Source organism: Microbacterium sp. A8/3-1, assembly GCF_040267695.1.
GTDB lineage: Bacteria > Actinomycetota > Actinomycetes > Actinomycetales > Microbacteriaceae > Microbacterium > Microbacterium luteolum.
On record NZ_CP158357.1, the window covers coordinates 3,569,200 to 3,587,315 of the forward strand.

16 protein-coding genes are annotated in these 18,116 nt (G+C 69.4%); 8 read left to right on the plus strand and 8 right to left on the minus strand.

Going from position 1 to position 18,116, the window contains the following annotated elements; genetic code table 11:
• Window positions 1-8: 8 nt before the first annotated feature.
• Both ABS642_RS17495 and ABS642_RS17500 read right to left on the minus strand, forming a co-directional pair.
• The gene (locus ABS642_RS17495; protein ID WP_350351119.1) at window positions 9-593 is read right to left on the minus strand and encodes a glucose-6-phosphate isomerase family protein; all 585 of its coding nucleotides are present in this window, start codon (window positions 591-593) and stop codon (window positions 9-11) included.
• Between the two features lie 200 nt (window positions 594-793).
• Window positions 794-1,330 carry a CGNR zinc finger domain-containing protein gene (locus ABS642_RS17500; protein ID WP_350351120.1) on the minus strand — a complete coding sequence of 179 codons (537 nt, stop codon included), beginning with the start codon at window positions 1,328-1,330 and terminating at the stop codon, window positions 794-796.
• 39 nt (window positions 1,331-1,369) lie between these two features.
• Between ABS642_RS17500 and ABS642_RS17505 the strand changes: the two genes are divergently transcribed.
• The 7 genes from ABS642_RS17505 to ABS642_RS17535 all read left to right on the plus strand — a co-directional run bounded on the left by ABS642_RS17505 (window position 1,370) and on the right by ABS642_RS17535 (window position 9,048).
• On the plus strand, window positions 1,370-2,380 hold the full coding sequence (locus ABS642_RS17505) for a DMT family transporter (protein WP_350351121.1): 1,011 nt from the start codon (window positions 1,370-1,372) through the stop codon (window positions 2,378-2,380).
• 73 nt (window positions 2,381-2,453) lie between these two features.
• Complete coding sequence (locus ABS642_RS17510) at window positions 2,454-3,410, plus strand: Dyp-type peroxidase (RefSeq protein ID WP_350351122.1); 957 nt, start codon at window positions 2,454-2,456, stop codon at window positions 3,408-3,410.
• Window positions 3,403-4,632, plus strand: a complete 1,230-nt coding sequence (locus ABS642_RS17515; RefSeq protein WP_350351123.1) for an MFS transporter — start codon at window positions 3,403-3,405, stop codon at window positions 4,630-4,632. The genes ABS642_RS17510 and ABS642_RS17515 overlap by 8 nt, the downstream gene beginning before the upstream one ends.
• Window positions 4,633-4,734: 102 nt before the next feature.
• The gene (locus ABS642_RS17520; RefSeq protein WP_350351124.1) at window positions 4,735-5,430 is read left to right on the plus strand and encodes a GntR family transcriptional regulator; all 696 of its coding nucleotides are present in this window, start codon (window positions 4,735-4,737) and stop codon (window positions 5,428-5,430) included.
• Window positions 5,427-6,953 carry an MmgE/PrpD family protein gene (locus ABS642_RS17525; RefSeq protein WP_350351125.1) on the plus strand — a complete coding sequence of 509 codons (1,527 nt, stop codon included), beginning with the start codon at window positions 5,427-5,429 and terminating at the stop codon, window positions 6,951-6,953. Before ABS642_RS17520 ends, ABS642_RS17525 begins: the two co-directional genes overlap by 4 nt.
• A complete protein-coding gene (prpB, locus tag ABS642_RS17530) occupies window positions 6,953-7,855 on the plus strand; it encodes a methylisocitrate lyase (protein ID WP_350351126.1) in 903 nt (300 codons plus the stop codon). Before ABS642_RS17525 ends, prpB begins: the two co-directional genes overlap by 1 nt.
• A gap of 2 nt (window positions 7,856-7,857) precedes the next feature.
• Complete coding sequence (locus ABS642_RS17535) at window positions 7,858-9,048, plus strand: bifunctional 2-methylcitrate synthase/citrate synthase (RefSeq protein ID WP_350351127.1); 1,191 nt, start codon at window positions 7,858-7,860, stop codon at window positions 9,046-9,048.
• A 42-nt stretch (window positions 9,049-9,090) separates the two neighbouring features.
• Here ABS642_RS17535 and ABS642_RS17540 read toward each other — a convergent pair whose 3' ends face one another.
• Window positions 9,091-9,513: an META domain-containing protein gene (locus ABS642_RS17540; RefSeq protein ID WP_350351128.1), complete on the minus strand. Its 423-nt coding sequence runs from the start codon at window positions 9,511-9,513 to the stop codon at window positions 9,091-9,093.
• 293 nt (window positions 9,514-9,806) lie between these two features.
• On the opposite strand from ABS642_RS17540, the gene ABS642_RS17545 reads away from it, so the two are divergent.
• Window positions 9,807-11,990: an Ig-like domain-containing protein gene (locus tag ABS642_RS17545; RefSeq protein ID WP_350351129.1), complete on the plus strand. Its 2,184-nt coding sequence runs from the start codon at window positions 9,807-9,809 to the stop codon at window positions 11,988-11,990.
• Between the two features lie 103 nt (window positions 11,991-12,093).
• Here the strand turns inward: ABS642_RS17545 and ABS642_RS17550 are convergent, their stop codons facing one another.
• From ABS642_RS17550 to ABS642_RS17570, 5 genes are all read right to left on the minus strand, one after another.
• Window positions 12,094-13,629 carry an alpha-N-arabinofuranosidase gene (locus tag ABS642_RS17550; protein ID WP_282215820.1) on the minus strand — a complete coding sequence of 512 codons (1,536 nt, stop codon included), beginning with the start codon at window positions 13,627-13,629 and terminating at the stop codon, window positions 12,094-12,096.
• A gap of 54 nt (window positions 13,630-13,683) precedes the next feature.
• A complete protein-coding gene (locus ABS642_RS17555) occupies window positions 13,684-14,601 on the minus strand; it encodes a carbohydrate ABC transporter permease (protein WP_282215821.1) in 918 nt (305 codons plus the stop codon).
• Window positions 14,601-15,566, minus strand: a complete 966-nt coding sequence (locus ABS642_RS17560; protein ID WP_350351130.1) for a sugar ABC transporter permease — start codon at window positions 15,564-15,566, stop codon at window positions 14,601-14,603. Before ABS642_RS17560 ends, ABS642_RS17555 begins: the two co-directional genes overlap by 1 nt.
• A complete protein-coding gene (locus ABS642_RS17565; protein WP_350351131.1) occupies window positions 15,563-16,900 on the minus strand; it encodes a substrate-binding domain-containing protein in 1,338 nt (445 codons plus the stop codon). Before ABS642_RS17565 ends, ABS642_RS17560 begins: the two co-directional genes overlap by 4 nt.
• A 95-nt stretch (window positions 16,901-16,995) precedes the next feature.
• On the minus strand, window positions 16,996-18,042 hold the full coding sequence (locus tag ABS642_RS17570) for a LacI family DNA-binding transcriptional regulator (protein WP_282215824.1): 1,047 nt from the start codon (window positions 18,040-18,042) through the stop codon (window positions 16,996-16,998).
• Window positions 18,043-18,116 lie beyond the last annotated feature (74 nt).

Sequence of the window (18,116 nt, forward strand, 5' to 3'; positions counted from 1 at the left end):
GGCGGACCCTATCCGGCGTACGGGCGCAGGTCGACGCCGTCGGTGCCGGCAGTCGCCCGGTAGGCGCGCGAGCCCATACCGTGTTCGAGCACCCAGCCGTAGTCGTGGCCGGCGCCGCCCGGGTAGACCGCGAGGAACGCGTAGGGCTCGTCGCCCGTGTTGACCGAGCGGTGCGCCCAGCCCGGTGGGATGTAGCCGATCGTGCCCGGGAGCATGTCGAGCCATTCGGTGCGCTCGCCGTCGAACATGAGCAGTCCGCCGCGGCCCTTCAGCGCGAGGTAGATCTCGCCCTGGTGGTTCGGATGCTGGTGCCCCTTCGTCATCCACAGCTCGCCCGACGTGTCGCCCGGCATGATCGTGGTGATCGACTGGGGGAGCTCGCGGTCGACCTCGGGGACGGGGGAGCTCATGACGGTGTAGACGACCGGGTTGTCGCCCGCGGATGCTGCGGCCCAGGCGTCGGCGTCGAGGAAGAGCCCTTCGAGGTCCGACATCCGCCGGGTGAGGGTCGGCCCTTCGGGGGAGAGGGTCAGCTTCTCGGCATCGAAGGCGATCGCCATCGGAGACAGCGGCGGGGTGTGGAACTCGGGCATCGGTGCTCCTCGTAACGGATGCTGCGGCGCTGCGCAACCTGTAATGACAAGTTGAGTGTACCTGTGATGACAGGTTCGCGTCCAGGGCATGCTGCGCATCCGCGCGGCGAGCGGTGCTCGCGAGTGCGGCCTCGGTCGTTGAGCGAGCGCAGCGAGACGAAACGCAGCGAGGAGCTCGGTGAGGTGGAGCGGCGGCCGCGTCAGGCGTCGGCGCGGCGGGCGCGGTACGCGGCGACCGCGTTGCGGTTGGCGCACGTGGCCGAGCAGTAGCGCTTCGAGCGGTTGCGGGAGAGGTCGAGCGCGAGGGCCTCGCACGTGTCGTCGTCGCAGATCGTGATGCGCGAGCCCTCGTCGGCGCGGATGACGTCGATCAGAGCCATCGCCGTCTCGATGAGCACGCGCTCGGCGAGCGGACGCTCGTCGGCGACGGCATGCAGGTGCCAGTCGGTGCCGTCGTGGCGCACGAGGTGCGGTGTGAGCGTGCTCTCGTCGAGGGCGCGGTTCACCCGATCGACCATCTCGTCGCGCGGGGCCAGCAGCATCGCCCGCAAGCGGGGGCGCAGTTCCTGGAGCGCTGTGAGCTCGGCCCCGTCGCGGTCGAGCCGACCCGTGTAGGGGAACTCCACCAGGAATGCCGCGTAGTCGTGGAGGTCGGCGAGCGTCTCCGGGTCCTCCGCGGAGTTCACGAGCCAGACCGCCGAGCGGAGCGCCTCGGCCGTGTCATCGGTGAAGATCATGTTGACATCTTACATCCGGGACGCGTAACGTCACATCCCATGAGCACTATGGCAAATGACACCGTCGCCACGGCCGCGTCCGGCGTGCGTCTCGGGCTGCCGCTGGCGATCGGGGCCGCGTTCGCCTTCGGCATGTCCGGCGGCTGGGCGCGGGGGCTCATGGATGCCGGGTGGACCCCCGGTGCTGCGGTGACGGCGCGCATCTCTGTCGCCGCGCTGGTGCTGCTTATCCCGACGATCCTGTCCCTGCGAGGACGATGGGGTCTGCTCCGACGCAATATCGGCCTGATCGCGGCCTACGGCCTGCTCGCGGTGGCGGCCACGCAGTTCTTCTACTTCCAGGCCGTGGCGGTGATGGATGTCGGCATCGCGCTGCTCATCGAGTACACGGCGCCGATCGCCGTGATCCTCTGGCTCTGGCTCCGCCGTGGCGAGCGGCCGAGTCGACGCAGCATCCTCGGCGCGGTGATCGCGTTCGTCGGCCTCGTGCTCATGCTCGACATCGTGACCGGTGCCGAGGTGAACGCCGCCGGCATCCTGTGGGCCCTCGGCGCCATGGTCGGCGCCGCGACCTACTTCCTGCTCTCGGCCAAGGCCGACACGGGGCTGCCGCCGGTCGCGCTCGCCGGGAGCGGCCTGCTGCTCGGAGCGCTCGGTCTGATCGTTGCCGGGGCCGTCGGCGTCCTGCCCATCGCGTGGAGCACCGACGACATCGCCTACCGCTTCGGCACCGTGCCGTGGTTCGTGCCGGTCCTGGCGATGGGTGTGCTCGCGACGGCGCTGGCCTATCTTCTCGGCATCGCCTCGACGCGGATGCTGGGGTCGAGACTCGCCTCGTTCGTCGCGCTCGCCGAGGTCGTGGCCGCGCTGCTCTTCGGGCGGCTGCTCCTCGGTCAGCTGCCGGACCTGCTCCAGGCCCTCGGCGGTGTGCTCGTGCTGGCGGGCGTCGTGGTCGTGAAGCTCGGGGAGCCGGTGCCGGCGGCAGTGGCGGAGTTCGTCGAGCCCGTGCCGGAGGCGCCACCTGTGGTGAAGCCGCAGCGCTCCCTCTAGATTTGAAGCCTCATCCTCGGGAGGCAGACGTGCGCGCACCGCAGCAGATGGCGTTCCCTGCCGGAGGCACGGCATGACGCCCGCCTCGTCGCGCCGAGTGCCGATCGAACCGCAGACGGTCGATGCGCCGCTCAGCGACTGCGCGGTGTTCCTCGTGCTCACGATCCGCGACGGCGAAGCGTCGCTGGACACGGTGCGGAGCGTGCTCGGCGACCTCGGCGGACTCGTCGCGAACGTGGGCTTCCGCGACCTGGACGCCTCGCTGTCCTGCATCGCCGGTATCGGCGCACGCGTGTGGACTCCTCTCACCGGGCAGCCCCTCCCGAAGGAGCTGCACCCGTTCCGCCCGGTCGTCGGCGCCCACCACACGGCGGTGTCCACGCCGGGCGACCTCCTGCTGCACATCCGCGCGTCACGCCGGGATCTCGTCTTCGAACTGGAGCGCCAGCTCCTCGACCTGCTCGCAGGCGCGGTCGACGTCGTCGACGAGACCGTCGGCTTCCGCTACTTCGACGCGCGCGACCTGCTCGGCTTCGTCGACGGGACGGCCAATCCCGTGGGTGCGGCCCTGCCCGAGGCGACCCTCGTCGGTGATGAGGACCCGGCGCATGCGGGCGGGAGCTACGTGGTCGTGCAGAAGTACACGCATCCGCTGCAGTCCTGGAGAACGTTGACGGCCGAACAGCAGGAGGCCATCATCGGCCGCACCAAGGCCGACAACATCGAGCTCGACGACGCGGCCGACGGCCAGAAGTCGCACAAGACCCTGTCGACGATCGTCGTCGACGGCGTCGAGCACGACATCCTCCGCGACAACATGCCGTTCGGCAGCCCCGGTTCGGGAGAGTTCGGGACCTACTTCATCGGCTACTCACGCCGGCTGTGGGTGATCGAGAAGATGCTCGAGCGCATGTTCATCGGAGATCCACCCGGCCTGCACGATCGCCTGCTCGACTTCTCCGTGCCGCAGACGGGCTCGACGTTCTTCGCGCCGTCGGCCACCGCCCTCGAGGCGCTCGGCGATGGGTGACGCCGCGCGCTCGTCTGCTGCCCGCCCCCGGCGGGTCTCGCACGGCACGGGTTTCTGGATCGTCGCCGCCGGCTTCCTGGTCGTCATGGCCTACTCCACGGTCCCCACTCCCCTCTATCCGCTTTATGAGGAGCGCGACGGGTTCCCGGTCTGGATGATCACGGTCATCTTCGCCGCCTACGCGGTCGGTGTCGTCGTCAGCCTCTTCTTCCTCGGGCACATCAGCGACTGGGCGGGCAGGCGGCGGATGCTGCTGATCGCGATCCTCGTGTCCGTGGTCTCAGCGGTGCTCTTCCTGTCCTGGTCGTCGCCCGTCGGACTCATCGTCGCCCGGCTCGTGAACGGGATCAGCATCGGTGTGCTGACCGCGACGGCGACCGCACACCTGAGCGAGCTGCGCGCGAGATCGCGTCCCGGCGAGAGCGCCATCGTCGCCGCATCCGTCGCGGGCGCGGCGAACCTCGGCGGCCTCGCCCTCGGCCCGCTGATCGGGGGACTCTTCGCGGAGTTCGTTCCCTCCCCGCTGATCGTGCCCCACGCGGTGTTCCTCATCGCGCTGGTGCTGGCGGGTATCGCCGTCGCCTCGGTACCCGAGACCGTCGACGCGCCGGAGGCCCCCGTGCACTATCGGCCGCAGCGGCTCTCCGCGCCGTCCGGGTCCCGTTCGACGTTCGTCGCCGCCGGGTTCGGTGCCTTCGCGTCGTTCGCACTGCTCGGCCTGTTCACGTCGCTCGCCCCGTCGATCCTCGTCGGCAAGTTCGCGCAGCACGATCACCTGGTGGCTGGCGCCACGACCTTCGCGGTCTTCGGAGCGGCGGCGGTCGGTCAGCTTCTGCTCGCGAGGATCGCGCTGCGCATCCAACTCTTGATCGCGACGATCAGCTGCGGGGTGGGACTGGCGGCGGTCGCGATCGGAGCGCTGGCGCCGCAGTTCGCCGTGTTCCTCCTAGGCGGCATCGTCGCCGGGCTGGGCGTGGGCGTTCTCTTCAAGTCGTCGATCGCCACTGCCGCGTCGCTGGCATCGCCCGCACGCCGCGGAGAGGCGCTCGCGTTCATCTTCCTCATCGCGTACTGCGGGCTCGCTCTTCCCGTGCTCGCCGCCGGGGTCGCCCTGGTCTTCGTTCCGGAGAGCATCGTCGTGGTGGTGTTCGTCACCCTCGTGCTCGTCGCCACCGTCGCCGCCGGAATCGCCATGACCCGGAAGGCGCGCTCCGATGCATGACGCCTGCCGAGCGTGATGCCCGGCAGGTGATCAATGTATACGTGAGAGGCTTTCAGATCGTTGCGACGCTCTCGCGGGCGACTTTGTGTATACACTGAGGCCATGACCCTCTCCGTCGAGCGCACCTCCGCGAGTGATCGCGCGTACGCGGCGCTGCTCGACGGCATCCAGTCCGGAGACCTCGCGGCCGGCGTCGTCCTGGGCGAGGTCGAGCAGGCGGATCGCCTCGGGGTGAGCCGCACCCCGATGCGCGAGGCGCTGCGCCGCCTGATCGCCGACGGCCTCGTCGTGCAGCAGTCGCCCCGGGTCACCGTCGTGGCGGATCTGGATGCCGACGACATCCGCTCGCTCTTCGAGATCCGCCGTGCGCTGGAAGAGACGTCCGCCCGCCTCGCCGCCGCCAGAGGAGACGCGCGCCTCTTCGCCGCCCTCGCCGACGAGTTCGCCCACGTCGATCTCGAGGGCGCCGAAGGGCGGGACGCCTACTACTCCCTGATCGGCCGCTTCGACGCCGCACTCGATGCGGCCGTCGCCAACGACTACATCGCCTCCGCCCTCCGCACCGTGCGCACCCATCTCGTGCGCGTGCGGCGGATGGCGCGGGACAAGCCCGCCCGACTCGCGGCATCCGCCGCCGAGCACCGCACGATCGCGCAGGCGCTCGCCGCGCGCGACGGCGACCTCGCCGCGCACGCCACGCACGTGCACCTGCACAACGCTCTCACCGGCATCCTCGAATCCCTCCCCGAACACGTTTCGTCTCGCTCCGCTCGCTCAACGACCGAAAGAGTCTCATGACCGTCACCCACCACGTCCGCGTGCACCGCAGCGACGAGAACCTCGAACGTTCCGACCAGCTCGCCTGGAAGATCGCGGAGGTCGCCGCCGACCAGGTCGAGGTCGAGCAGGACGTCGTCGACATGATCATCAACCGCATTATCGACAACGCCTCGGTCGCCGCGGCATCCCTCACGCGCGGTCCGATCAATGCGGCCCGCGCGCAGGCGTTCAGCCACCCGGTCTCGACCGGCGGCGTCGGCGCGAACCTCTTCGGCGCCGCGCTCGACCGCCGCACGAGCCCCGAGTGGGCGGCCTGGGCCAACGGCGTCGCCGTGCGCGAGCTCGACTACCACGACACGTTCCTCGCGGCGGAGTACTCGCACCCGGGCGACAACATCCCGCCGATCCTCGCGGTCGCGCAGCACACCGGCAAGGACGGCCGCGCTCTCGTGCGCGGGATCGCGACCGGCTACGAGATCCAGATGGACCTCGTGCGCGCGATCTGCCTGCACAAGCACAAGATCGACCACGTCGCACACCTCGGCCCGTCGGCCGCCGCCGGCATCGGCACTCTCCTCGGGCTCGACGTCGAGACGATCTACCAGGCCGTCGGCCAGGGGCTGCACACCACGACCGCCACCCGCCAGAGCCGCAAGGGCGAGATCTCGACCTGGAAGGCGCACGCCCCGGCCTTCGCGGGCAAGATGGCCGTCGAGGCGGTCGACCGGGCGATGCGCGGGCAGACCAGCCCCGCCCCGATCTACGAGGGCGAAGACGGCGTGATCGCCTGGATGCTCGACGGCAAGGATGCCGCGTACGAGGTGCCGCTGCCCGCCGCGGGCGAGCCGAAGCGTGCGATCCTCGACTCGTACACGAAGGAGCACTCGGCCGAGTACCAGGCGCAGGCCTGGATCGACCTCGCCCGCAAGCTCGGCACCGAGAACCCGGCGCTCCGCGACCCCGCGAACATCGCACAGATCGTGCTGCACACGAGCCACCACACGCACTACGTGATCGGCTCCGGGGCGAACGACCCGCAGAAGTACGACCCGACGGCATCCCGCGAGACGCTCGACCACTCGATCCCGTACATCTTCGCGGTGGCCCTGCAGGACGGCGGCTGGCACCACGTCGACTCCTACGCGCCGTCGCGCGCGGCGCGCCCCGACACCGTCGAGCTGTGGCACAAGATCACCACGGCCGAGGATGCCGAGTGGACGCGCCGCTACCACTCCGAGGACCCCGACGTGAAGGCGTTCGGTGGCCGCGTCGAGTTCCTGCTCACCGACGGAACGACCGTGGTCGACGAGATCGCCGTCGCCGACGCGCATCCGCTCGGTGCCCGGCCGTTCGCCCGCGAGAACTACATCGCGAAGTTCCGCCTGCTCGCCGAGCCCGTGCTCGAGACGGCCGAGATCGAGCGCTTCCTCGCGCTCGTGCAGCGCCTGCCCGAGCTGACGGCCGCCGAGGTCGGCGAGCTGTCGATCGTCGCGAAGCCCGGCCTGCTCGAGGGTGCCGACGCGCCGAAGGGGCTGTTCTGATGCTGTACTCCACGACGACACCCGCCGAGAAGCGGCGTCTGTTCCGGGAGCGGCTCGCGAGCGGCGAACTGCTGCGCTTCCCCGGGGCGTTCAATCCGCTCAGCGCCCGCCTGATCGAGCAGAAGGGCTTCGACGGGGTCTACATCTCCGGGGCGGTCCTCGCCGCAGACCTCGGGCTCCCCGACATCGGGCTCACCACCCTCACTGAGGTCGCCGGGCGGGCGAAGCAGATCGCCCGGATGACCGACCTGCCGGCGATCGTGGATGCCGACACCGGCTTCGGCGAGCCGATGAACGTGGCCCGCACGATACAGGAGCTCGAGGATGCCGGGCTCGCCGGCACGCACATCGAGGACCAGATCAATCCGAAGCGCTGCGGTCACCTCGACGGCAAGAGCGTGGTCGACGAGAACACCGCGATCAAGCGCATTCGTGCGGCCGCCGACGCCCGTCGCGATCCGAACTTCCTCATCATGGCCCGCACCGACATCCGCGCGGTCGAGGGCCTGGATGCCGCGATCGACCGCGCCAACGCGCTGGTGGATGCCGGAGCGGATGCCGTCTTCCCCGAGGCGATGCGGACCCTCGCCGAGTTCGAGGCGATGGCGCACGCGCTGGACGTGCCGATCCTCGCCAACATGACCGAGTTCGGCAAGAGCGAGCTCTTCTCGGTCGACCAGCTGCGGGACGCCGGAGTGAACCTCGTGATCTGGCCGGTGTCGCTGCTGCGTATCTCGATGGGGGCATCCGGCCGTGCACTGGATACTCTGAACGACGAGGGGCACCTGACCTCGAAGCTCGGCGAGATGCAGCACCGCGCCGATCTCTATGACCTGATCGACTACGAGTCGTACAACCACTTCGACTCGGGCGTCTTCAACTTCACCATCGAGAAGGAGTGACCGTGACCGAGCCGGACATCAAGAAGGGCCTCGCGGGCGTCGTCGTCGACACGACCGCGATCTCGAAGGTCAATCCCGAGACGAACAGCCTGCTGTACCGGGGATACCCGGTGCAGGAGCTGGCCGCGACGCAGCCCTTCGAGGCGGTCGCCTACCTGCTCTGGAACGGAGAGCTGCCCACGGCGGAGGAACTCGCGGCGTTCCGCCTCACCGAGCGCAGGCACCGCGCCCTCTCGCCGGTCGTCAAGGACGCGATCGACCGGCTGCCGCTGGACTCGCACCCGATGGACGAGGTGCGCACCGCCGTGAGCGTGATCGGCGCGATCGAGACCGCCGGCATCGCCAACGTTCTCGATGCCGTCGGCACGCCGGAGGAGAACCTCGAGCGCAGCCTGACCCTGTTCGCCGCGCTCCCCGCGATCGTCTCGTACGGTCAGCGTCGTCGCCGGGGGCTGGAGCCCGTCGAGCCGCGCGACGACCTCGATTACGCCGCGAACTTCCTCTGGCTCACTTTCGGCGAAGAGCCGGAGCCTGCGGTGGTCGACGCGTTCAACCGCTCGATGATCCTCTACGCGGAGCACTCGTTCAACGCCTCGACGTTCACGGCCCGTGTGATCACCTCCACGCTGAGCGACCTGTACTCGGCCGTGGTCGGGGCTATCGGCGCGCTCAAGGGTCCGCTGCACGGTGGTGCGAACGAGGCCGTCATGCACATCTTCGACGAGATCGGCACGGCCGACCAGGTCGAGGCCTGGCTCGACAAAGCGCTCGCCGAGAAGCGCAAGATCATGGGATTCGGGCACCGCGTGTACAAGCGCGGCGACTCCCGCGTGCCGACGATGAAGGCCGCGCTCGACTCGCTCGTCGCGCACTACGACAAGCCGGCCGTGGCCGAGCTGTACGAGACGCTCGAGCGCGAGTTCGTGGCGCGCAAGGGCATCTACCCGAACCTCGACTACCCCTCGGGTCCGGCGTACAACCTGATCGGTTTCGACACGCTCACGTTCACGCCGCTCTTCGTCGCCGCACGCATCACGGGGTGGACCGCCCACATAATCGAGCAGCAGTCCTCGAATGCGCTGATCCGTCCGCTGTCGGCCTACGACGGCCCGGACGAGCGGCACATCGACGAGTACGAGCCCGACACCGCCGCGATCGACGTGCTCGAACGCCCGGAGGAGGCCGCCGGCTGAGTCGACGTGCTCCCGCCCGCTGATCGGCCCCTCGGCGTCCGATCAGTGGGAGCGGGCGAGTTCGCCGAGTCGTGCGCCGGAGGAATCCAGCGCGACGAGCACGTCGCCGTCGATCTCGACGGCGCGGACGCCGCGCAGCCAGTCATCCACCCCGACGCACGCCTTGAGCGTCGACGCGAAAGGCGCCAGTTCGAAGCGGCCGTCCGCGGCGACGTAGGTGGTGCTGATGCCGTTGCATCCGTCGCTGCCGTTCACCGTGCCGTCTTCGGTGAACTCGAGGTGTGGTTTGCCGGTGGCATCGTCGCCCCAGTGGCCGACGACGTCGGCGGCGTTCGCGGCGCCGCCGTTCGTGGGCGTCGATGTGGGTGCCGCGTCTCCCGCCGATGACGCGCAGGCGGTGCCGACCAGGGCGAGAGCGCCGAGCATCGCGACGCCGATCAGGGTTCGTGCGAGAGTTCGGCTCATGCACGCCACTGTAGTCGGATGAGTCGCGACGCCGAGGGTTCATCGAGTCGATGGAACAACGCGCGCAGACTTTCGTCCATCTTATGAATTCCTCGTGAATGGCCGCGCTTTCCTGTGTGTTCGCTGAGTAGGGTTGGGGCGATCCCTCGCTGTGACGGCGGGGGACTCTGCTGCTCGGGGGACCAGCGTCGCACTTCGCGCCCCGACCGGGACGCAGACGGGCCGTGTGCATCAGCACGAGGCCGCAGTCCACAAGTGAATGACGATCCGCGACCAGCAAGGACATACATCACATGAAGCACAGAGGGACAGGACGGCGCCCACTGGCGTTGACCGCCGCAGCGACGATCGCCCTTTCGGGGCTCTTCATCAGCGCACCGGCCTTCGCCGAAGACGGGGCTGACCTGCCCGCCGACCCGTCGGTGAGGACGTCGGAGACCGCTGCACCGGAAGCGCCTGCGGAGACCGCAGCTCCGACGGCACCGGTGGAGACCGAGGCGCCCGCCGCCCCGGCCCCCGAGGTCCTCAAGGCTGTGGCCGAGGCAGCGGAGAGCGGCGTCGAGGTTCTCGCCGTCGGCTCGAACGCGGCCGGCCAGGACGTCGTGGTCGTGACCGAGGCGAGTGCCGGCGAGGAAGCCGCGATCGAGGAGTTCGCGGTCGAGGCCGAGCTCGAGGACCCGAAGATCGTCACGGCCGCCGCCACCCTGGAGAAGTTCGCCGAGGGCGACCTCGTCGGCGGACAGGGCTACCTCAGCGTGCGCGAGTCCGACGGTGCGGCATGGGCCTGCTCGATCGGCTTCTCCGCCTTCGCTCCCGACGGCTCGGCCGCGCTGCTGAGCGCCGGCCACTGCGCGTTCGACGACGCCGACGACAAGCTCTCGGCCACGACGCTGAGCATCCCCAACCAGGAGCCGGCCGTCGGCGGAACGGGCGGCCTCCCGGCCGACCCCGAGCTGCTGGGCCGCTTCGGCTTCGCCCAGTTCGGCAGCACGAACAACGCCGCCGGTTCGAACGGCGACACCAACGCGACCGACATCTCGGTCATCGATCTCGAGGCCGGCTTCAACCCGCTTCCCGCCGTGACCGACTGGACGACCGCGGGCGCTTCGCTCGACTCGCTCGCCGCCAGCACCATCCCGGTGACGGCGGTCGGTGCTCCGACGGCCGGCGCCGTCTCCAAGAGCGGCCGCACGACCGGCTACACGACCGGCGCGATCGACGGGAACGACGTCCTCGACGGCTGGGCGAACATCAGCGGACAGTGGGTCCGGGGCTTCTCCAGCAACACACTGGCGGCTCCCGGTGACTCCGGTGGATCGGTCATCCAGGGCAACACGGCCGTCGGCGTGATCAGCGGCGGCAGCGCGGCAGATCCCGCGACCGGCGCCGAGCAGTTCACCTGGGCGACGTCGCTCGTGCACGCGCTTCCGAAGACCGGCGGATACGAGGTCGCACTCGACCTCGCCGCACCGGTCATCACGAGCCCGGCCGCCGGCGCCGACGTCACTCCCGGCCAGACCGTCAGCGGCACCGCCCCCGGCGCGACCTCCGTCATCGTGAACGTGGGAGCCGGCGACCAGACGGTCCCCGTCTCCAACGGCGCGTTCTCCTTCGCGGGCCCCGTCGCACTGGGCGCAGGATCGATCTCGGTCACGTCCGCGAACGGCTTCAGCCGCTCGGACACGACCACCATCGCCGTCACCGTGAAGGCGGCTCCGCTCGCTGCGCCGATCATCACCTCGCCGACCAGCGGCACGACCATCACGCCGCCGGTCACGGCGATCACCGGCACGGGTCTCCCGACTGCCGACATCACGGTCGTCGACGGTGCGGGCGCCACGCTCGGCACGGCAGTGGTCGACGGGACCGGCAACTGGACCGTCGACGGGCTGACCCTCGGATACGGCTCGCACACGGTCGTCGTCACGCAGTCGCGCGCCGGCGAGGTCTCCCCGGAGGCCACGGCCAGCTTCACGGTCGTGCCGGTCGCTCCGGGCGTGACGTCGATCGCGGGCGGCTCGGCCTTCCCGCATGACGCCGGCCCCTCGTCCCTCTCCGGCACGGGTATCGACGGCGCCACGGTGACCGTGGTGCTCACCGGTGTCGACGCGCCCGTGGCGAAGGCGGATGCCGGTGCCCTCGCGGCGCTGAGCGGTGTCTACACCACGACCGTCGCCGGCGGCACGTGGAGCGTGACGTTCCCCGAGGTCCTCATGACCGGTTCGTACACGGTCTCCGCGCGGCAGAGCGTCTCCGGCTTCGTCTCCTCGGCGACGCTGGTCTCGTTCTCCGTGCTCGGCGTGCCGGCACCGGGTGGCGGCGTCGTCGCTCCCGGCGGCACCGGCACCGGCAACGGCAACCTCGCCCAGACGGGTGTCGACGGTCTGGTCCCGATGGGTGCCGCGGCCGTCGCGCTCGCGCTGCTCTCGGGCGGACTGCTGCTGATGGCACGTCGTCGTCGGACGATCGAGGCCTGACCGCACTGATCGGAACCTGATCCGACACGACCTCGGTCGCACTCGGACGACGAAGAAGCCCGGTATCGGAGAGATACCGGGCTTCTTCGTTCTCGACGCGGGGTCAGGCGCGGGTCACGTCCAGCTCGATGACCGACCACGACAGCGGCGGGAGCGTCGAGCGCACGGCGCCGTCGACGACCTCGGCACGCGCGAGCGGCACCATGTGCACGGAATCGGGAGCCGTCTCGAGGTTCGCCGTGTGGCGGTCGCCGCCCTCGGGGATGGTCAGTGTCTCGGCGTTCACGACGCGCAGGTCGCCGAGCCCGTGCAGGTCGATCGTGAGGTCGCTCTCCTCGTCGAGCGAGCGGTTGGCGACGAACACCACGACGCGTCCGGTGGCCTCATCCCAGGTGGCCGCCGCGTCGACCGCGTCGACGCCGCCGTAGCGCTTCGTCTCGATCTGCGGGGCGGCGACCGCGAGCCGCAGGATCCGACCCTTCGCCAGGCGCGCCATCCGCTCGAACGGCCAGAAGCTCGTCTGGCGCCACGCGGCCCCGCCCTCCTCCGAGCGGATCGGCGCGATCACGTTCACGAGCTGCGCCTGGTTGGCGATCTTCACCCGGTCGCCGTGGCGCAGCAGGCTGTTGAGCAGAGTGCCGACGACGACGGCATCCGTCACCGAGTAGGTGTCCTCGATGAGGCGAGGATGCTGTCGCCAGCCGGCCTTCTCGATCTCGCCCGCCTCGACGTCGTTGTACTTGACCTGGTCCCACACGTTCCACTCGTCGAACGAGATGTCGACCTGCTTGGTGTGCTTGCCCGCCGCCTTGACCGCGTCGACCGTCGCGATGACGCCCTCGATGAAGGCGTCCATGTCGACCGACTCCGCGAGGAACGACTCGGCGTCGCCGTCGTGCTCCTGGTAGTACGCGTGCATCGAGACGAAGTCGACCTCGTCGTACGCGTGGCTGAGCACGGTGTGCTCCCAGGTGCCGAAGGTCGGCATCGAGCGGCCGGAGGAACCCACCGCGACCAGCTCGATCGACGGGTCGACGAGCTTCATGGCCTTGGCAGACTCCTGCGCGAGACGGCCGTACTCTGTCGCCGTCTTGCCGCCGATCTGCCACGGCCCGTCGAGCTCGTTGCCGAGGCACCACAGCTTGATGTCGAAGGGCTGCTCGGCGCCGTTCTTCCGCCGCAGGTCCGACCAGTACGTGCCGCCGGGGTGGTTCGCGTACTCCACGAGCGCGCGGGCCTCCTCGACGCCCCGGGTGCCGAGGTTGACCGCCTCCATGACCTCGACGTCGGCCTCCTTCGCCCAGTCCATGAACTCGTGCAGGCCGAACGCGTTGGTCTCGATCGTGTGCCACGCCCCGTCGATGCGCACGGGCCGATCCTCGGCGGGGCCGACGCCGTCCTCCCAGCGGTAGCCGGAGACGAAGTTGCCGCCGGGGTAGCGGACCACGGTCGGACCCATCTCCTTCACCAGTGCCAGCACGTCCTGACGGAATCCACGCGCATCGGCCTGCGGGTGGCCGGGTTCGTAGATGCCGGTGTAGACGCAGCGGCCCATGTGCTCGACGAACGAGCCGAAGAGCCTTCGGGGGACGTCGGCGATCGTGAAGTCGCGGTCGATGGTGATGCGGGCCTGAGACATTGCTCTCCTAGTGAGTGGGCCGTGGGTGTGGGGACGGATGCCGCGAGGGCAGGACTACTGACCGCCGAAGCCGCTCGTCGCGACCCCCTTGACGATCTGCTTCTGGAAGATGAGGAACACGACGATGAGCGGAAGTGCGGCGAGCACGGCCTGCGCCATGACCTGCGCGTACTGCACGCCGTAGGCGCTGATCACTGTCTGGAGTCCCACCGGCAGCGTCATCAGCGTGGTGTCGTTGATGACGAGGAACGGCCAGAGGAAGTTGTTCCAGGCGGCGATGAACACGAAGATGCCGACGGATGCCATGATCGGGCGGGACAGCGGCAGCACGATCGACCAGAAGATGCGCAGACGACCGGCGCCGTCGACGCGGGCGGCGTCTTCGAGCTCGATCGGGATCGCGTCGAAGAACCGCTTCAGGATGAACACCATCGCGGGTGCGACGACCTGCGGCAGGATCAGACCCCAATAGGTGTCGATCAGGTTGAACGCGAGCATCTCGTAGAACAGCGGGATGATCAGCACCTGCGGCGGCACCACGATCGAGGCGATGATGACGACGAACAGCCACTTGCGTCCGGTGAAGTCCAGTCGCGAGAAGGCGTACGCGGCCAGCGCCGAGATCGTCAGCGTGATCAGGGTGATCGCGACCGAGGTCCAGAGGCTGTTGAAGGCCCACGTGTACACGTTGCCCTGCGACAGGATCGCGGTGAACGCGTCGATCGTGGGTCCGGCGGCGCCGATCCAGCCGGGGTCGCCCGATGCGGCATCCGTCTCGGTCTTGAACGCGGTGGCGACGGCCCAGAGGAAGGGCAGCAGCCAGCCGATCGCGAGCAGCAGCAGGACGACGAAGGCCGTGATGCGCAGCGGCCCGAACGGTTTCTGGCCGGGCAGGTGCCCGCGGCGTGGCTTGCGCGTGTCGGGGGTGGTGATCGCCTCGGTGCGGGTGGCGGTGACGGTGGCGGTGGACATCAGAACTGCTCCTTCCGGCGGCGCGTGATGAGAGCCTGCACGACGCCGAGGATGACGATGAGAGCGAAGAAGACGTAGGAGATGGCGGCCGAGTAGCCGAACCGGTAGCTGACGAAACCGGCCTCGTAGATGTACTGGACGATCGAGCGGGTGGTGTCGCTCGCGACGCCACCGAGCATCTGGTACGCCTGGTCGAAGAGCTTCAGCGAGGCGAGGATCTGCAGGATCAGGATCAGGACGGTCGCCGGTCCCAGCTGCGGGAGCGTGATCGACCAGAACTGGCGCCAGGCGCCCGCGCCGTCGAGGGACGCGGCCTCGTACTGCTGCGGCGGGATGTTCTGCATCGCTGCCAGGTAGAGCAGGAAGTTGAACCCGACGGTCCACCACACCGTGGCGATCACGATCGACATCATGTTCGTGTCGGGGTTCTGCAGCCAGGCGAGCGGTTCGAGGCCGAAGAACTTCAGGATGTTGTTGGCCGCGCCGACCTGCGGGTTGAAGATCCAGACCCAGATCTGCGAGATCACGGTCGATGCCAGCAGGAACGGCATGAAGAACGACAGCCGCCAGAGCCACTGGCCGGGGATGCCGCGGTCGACGAGGGCTGCCATCACGAGGGCGATCACGACGAGCGGCACCGTGGAGAGCAGCGTGAACCACACGGTGTTCCCCATCGACTGCCACATCTTCGGGTCGCCGAGCGCCTCGACGTAGTTGGCGAAGCCGACGAACGCGCCGCCGGCGCCGGTCAGCGACTGATCCGTGAAGCTGAGGATGATGCCGTGCACGATCGGCCAGGCCAGGAACAGGATGAAGGCCACGAGGAACGGGGCGAGGAAGGCCCAGCTGATCAGCTGCTCGCGGTTGCGGGAGCCGGGTCGGCGGGCGGGAGCCGCGGTCTTCGATCCGGTGACGATGGTGCGCGTGGAATCGGTGGAGCCGATGGCGGAGGTCGAGGTGGTCATGATCCGAACGTCCCTTCGGGGTCAGCCGGGTTGGGCTGTCGGAGCAGAGTGTTGACGCGTGCCTCGAAGCGGTCGATCGCGGCAGCGGGGTCGTCGCCCGAGAGCAGCACGCCCTGCACGGCGGCGCCGAACTCGGACTGGAAGTTCGATCCCGATCCGGTGAACCACGCGGTCGGGTCGTAGACGACGTGCTGCGCGGCCTCGGCGTAGTGCGCCTGCGGGATGAGGTCGTCGTATTCGGGGGACTCCGTGACCGGGAGGAAGGCGGGGATGTGCCCGGCCTCGGCCCACCCGAAGGATCCCTTCAGCATGTCGGCGACGAACTGGTAGGTCAGGTCGCGACGGACGGGGTCGGCGTTCGTCTGGTGCGGGAGCACGAAGGAGTGCGAGTCGGCGTAGACGGCAGGGGTCCCGAACAGGGTGGGGATCATGGTCGCGTCGAAGGGGAGTTCCGCCGCCTGCATCGTGCGCAGCTCCCAGACGCCGGTGAAGAGCATGCCGCTCTTCCCAGTCGCGAACTCGGCGACCGCGCTGCCGTAGTCGGCCTGCGCGAGCGCGATCTCGCCGTCGAGGAGCGTGCGCATCAGCGACAGCGACTCGACGGCGACGTCCTTGTCGATCACGGCCGGGCCGCCCGGCGGGAGCTCGATGGCGCCGCCGTGCTGCGAGTAGAAGGTGTAGAACAGGCGCCACATCTGGGCGCCGTCGCCGAGGTAGCCGTAGGACAGCGCGTGCCCCTCGGCCTTGCCGCCCACTTCGCGCAGCTGGTCGAGGAATTCCTCGGGGGAAGAGGTCTCGGCGAGTCGGCCGTCGCTGTCGAGGACCCCGGCCGCGTCGCAGATGTCGGTGTTGAACATCATCACGAACGGGTGGGCGTCGAGCGCGATGCTGTACATGCCCTCGCCGACGAAGCCCTTCTCCCAGATCGGCTTCGGGAACGTCGAGCTGTCGATGCCGAGGGAGGCGAGCTTGTCGACGTCCCAGCGGTCGAGCAGGCCGCCGGGCGCCCAGCCGACGGTGCGGGTGGCGTGCATGATCGCGACGTCGGGTGCGCGGCCGCCGGCGCCCGCCATCGCGAGCTTCGTGTAGTACGGCGTACCCCAGGCGAGCACGGTGGGACGGATGCGGAACGCGCTCTGCGCGCCGTTCACGTCGTCGAGCAGCTGCGACATGGTGACACCGTCGCCTCCGGAGAGCAGGTGCCAGAACTGCAGCGTCTGGGGTCCCGAGCCGGGGACCGCGCCGGGTGCGCAGCCGGCGAGCAGGGCTGTGCCGGCGGCCACCGAGGCGGCGGTCAGGAACTGCCTGCGGGACAGATCGAGTGGGGGCGTCATCGTCACTCCTTCGTGACCGGTGGGTGGACGACCTCATCATTACATCGATGTAATCCGCGCGCAAGAAGCAGAACCGGATTAGGTCGAAAGGCGTTTCAGGGGCGGTAGCCCGCGGGGCGCCCGGCGGTGCTCGCGCGCTCGAGGAGATGGTGCGACAGCGTGAGGGAGCGCGGCGGGGTGCTGCGATCGTCCATTCGCGATTCGAGCAGACCGAGCGCGGCCTCGGCGAACGCGCGACGGTCGAAGGCCACCGAGGTGAGCGCGGGGGAGGTGTACTTCGAGAACTCCACGTCGTCGAAGCCCGTGACGATCACGTCGTCGGGAACGCGGATGCCGTGATCGTGCAGCGTGTGCAGGGCTCCGAGTGCTAGCGAGTCGGTGAAGGCCACGATCGCGTCGAACGCGACTCCGCGGGCGAGCAGGGTGCGCGCAGCATCCGCTCCTCCCGACATCGACCAGGGCAGGCGGTTCACCTCGAGCGCCGGGTCCCTCGGGATGCCGGCTTCACGCAGGGCGTCGTGCACGCCTTCGAGTCGGAGCCGGCTGGTCGCCGTCGCGACGGACGGGTCGTCATCGGCGCCGACGACCGCGATCCGCGTGGCGCCGCGCGAGAGCACATGCCGCGTGGCATCCGCGGCGGCCACGCGACTGTCGATGCGCACGTGGTCGGCCCTGTTCTGCTCGACCTCGCCGATCACGACCAGGGGCGGGAGGCGGTCGGCGTACTTGATCACGCTGTCCTCGAGGCGGATGGGGTTGAGGATCAGCCCGTCGACGAGGTGCGCCCTGGCACGCGAGACGAGCTCCTTCTCGCGCTCGGGCTCCGACGCGGTCTCCTCGATCTGCACGGCCAGGCCCCGCTCGTGCGCGGCCTCCACGATGCGGTGCATGAGCTCGGCGGAGAAGGCGGTGGCGAGATCGGGAAGAGCCACCGCGATGATGCCGGACCGACCCTTGCGGAGTCCGCGCGCGCTCAGATTCGGGACGAAGTCGAGCTGCGTCATCGCGGACTCGACCCTGGCGCGCGTCTCCTCGCGCACGGCCACGGTGCCGGTGACGACGTTCGAGACCGTCTTGATCGACACCCCGGCGAGGGCGGCGACGTCTTTCATCGTCGCGCGTGGCGGGGGCGTCGCTGTCATCCGGTCAGCCTAGTGGGGACCGTCTCCGGCGGGGGAGTACAACGATGTAGCCGGATGGCTCGCGGCTATCATGG

Bases quoted from the DNA above. Each gene is read 5' to 3' on its own strand.
- ABS642_RS17495 (WP_350351119.1), bottom strand. From the start codon at position 593: ATGCCCGAGTTCCACACCCCGCCGCTGTCTCCGATGGCGATCGCCTTC.
- ABS642_RS17500 (WP_350351120.1), bottom strand. From the start codon at position 1,330: ATGATCTTCACCGATGACACGGCCGAGGCGCTCCGCTCGGCGGTCTGG.
- ABS642_RS17505 (WP_350351121.1), top strand. From the start codon at position 1,370: ATGAGCACTATGGCAAATGACACCGTCGCCACGGCCGCGTCCGGCGTG.
- ABS642_RS17510 (WP_350351122.1), top strand. From the start codon at position 2,454: ATGACGCCCGCCTCGTCGCGCCGAGTGCCGATCGAACCGCAGACGGTC.
- ABS642_RS17515 (WP_350351123.1), top strand. From the start codon at position 3,403: ATGGGTGACGCCGCGCGCTCGTCTGCTGCCCGCCCCCGGCGGGTCTCG.
- ABS642_RS17520 (WP_350351124.1), top strand. From the start codon at position 4,735: ATGACCCTCTCCGTCGAGCGCACCTCCGCGAGTGATCGCGCGTACGCG.
- ABS642_RS17525 (WP_350351125.1), top strand. From the start codon at position 5,427: ATGACCGTCACCCACCACGTCCGCGTGCACCGCAGCGACGAGAACCTC.
- prpB (WP_350351126.1), top strand. From the start codon at position 6,953: ATGCTGTACTCCACGACGACACCCGCCGAGAAGCGGCGTCTGTTCCGG.
- ABS642_RS17540 (WP_350351128.1), bottom strand. From the start codon at position 9,513: ATGAGCCGAACTCTCGCACGAACCCTGATCGGCGTCGCGATGCTCGGC.
- ABS642_RS17545 (WP_350351129.1), top strand. From the start codon at position 9,807: ATGAAGCACAGAGGGACAGGACGGCGCCCACTGGCGTTGACCGCCGCA.
- ABS642_RS17550 (WP_282215820.1), bottom strand. From the start codon at position 13,629: ATGTCTCAGGCCCGCATCACCATCGACCGCGACTTCACGATCGCCGAC.
- ABS642_RS17555 (WP_282215821.1), bottom strand. From the start codon at position 14,601: ATGTCCACCGCCACCGTCACCGCCACCCGCACCGAGGCGATCACCACC.
- ABS642_RS17560 (WP_350351130.1), bottom strand. From the start codon at position 15,566: ATGACCACCTCGACCTCCGCCATCGGCTCCACCGATTCCACGCGCACC.
- ABS642_RS17565 (WP_350351131.1), bottom strand. From the start codon at position 16,900: ATGACGCCCCCACTCGATCTGTCCCGCAGGCAGTTCCTGACCGCCGCC.
- ABS642_RS17570 (WP_282215824.1), bottom strand. From the start codon at position 18,042: ATGACAGCGACGCCCCCGCCACGCGCGACGATGAAAGACGTCGCCGCC.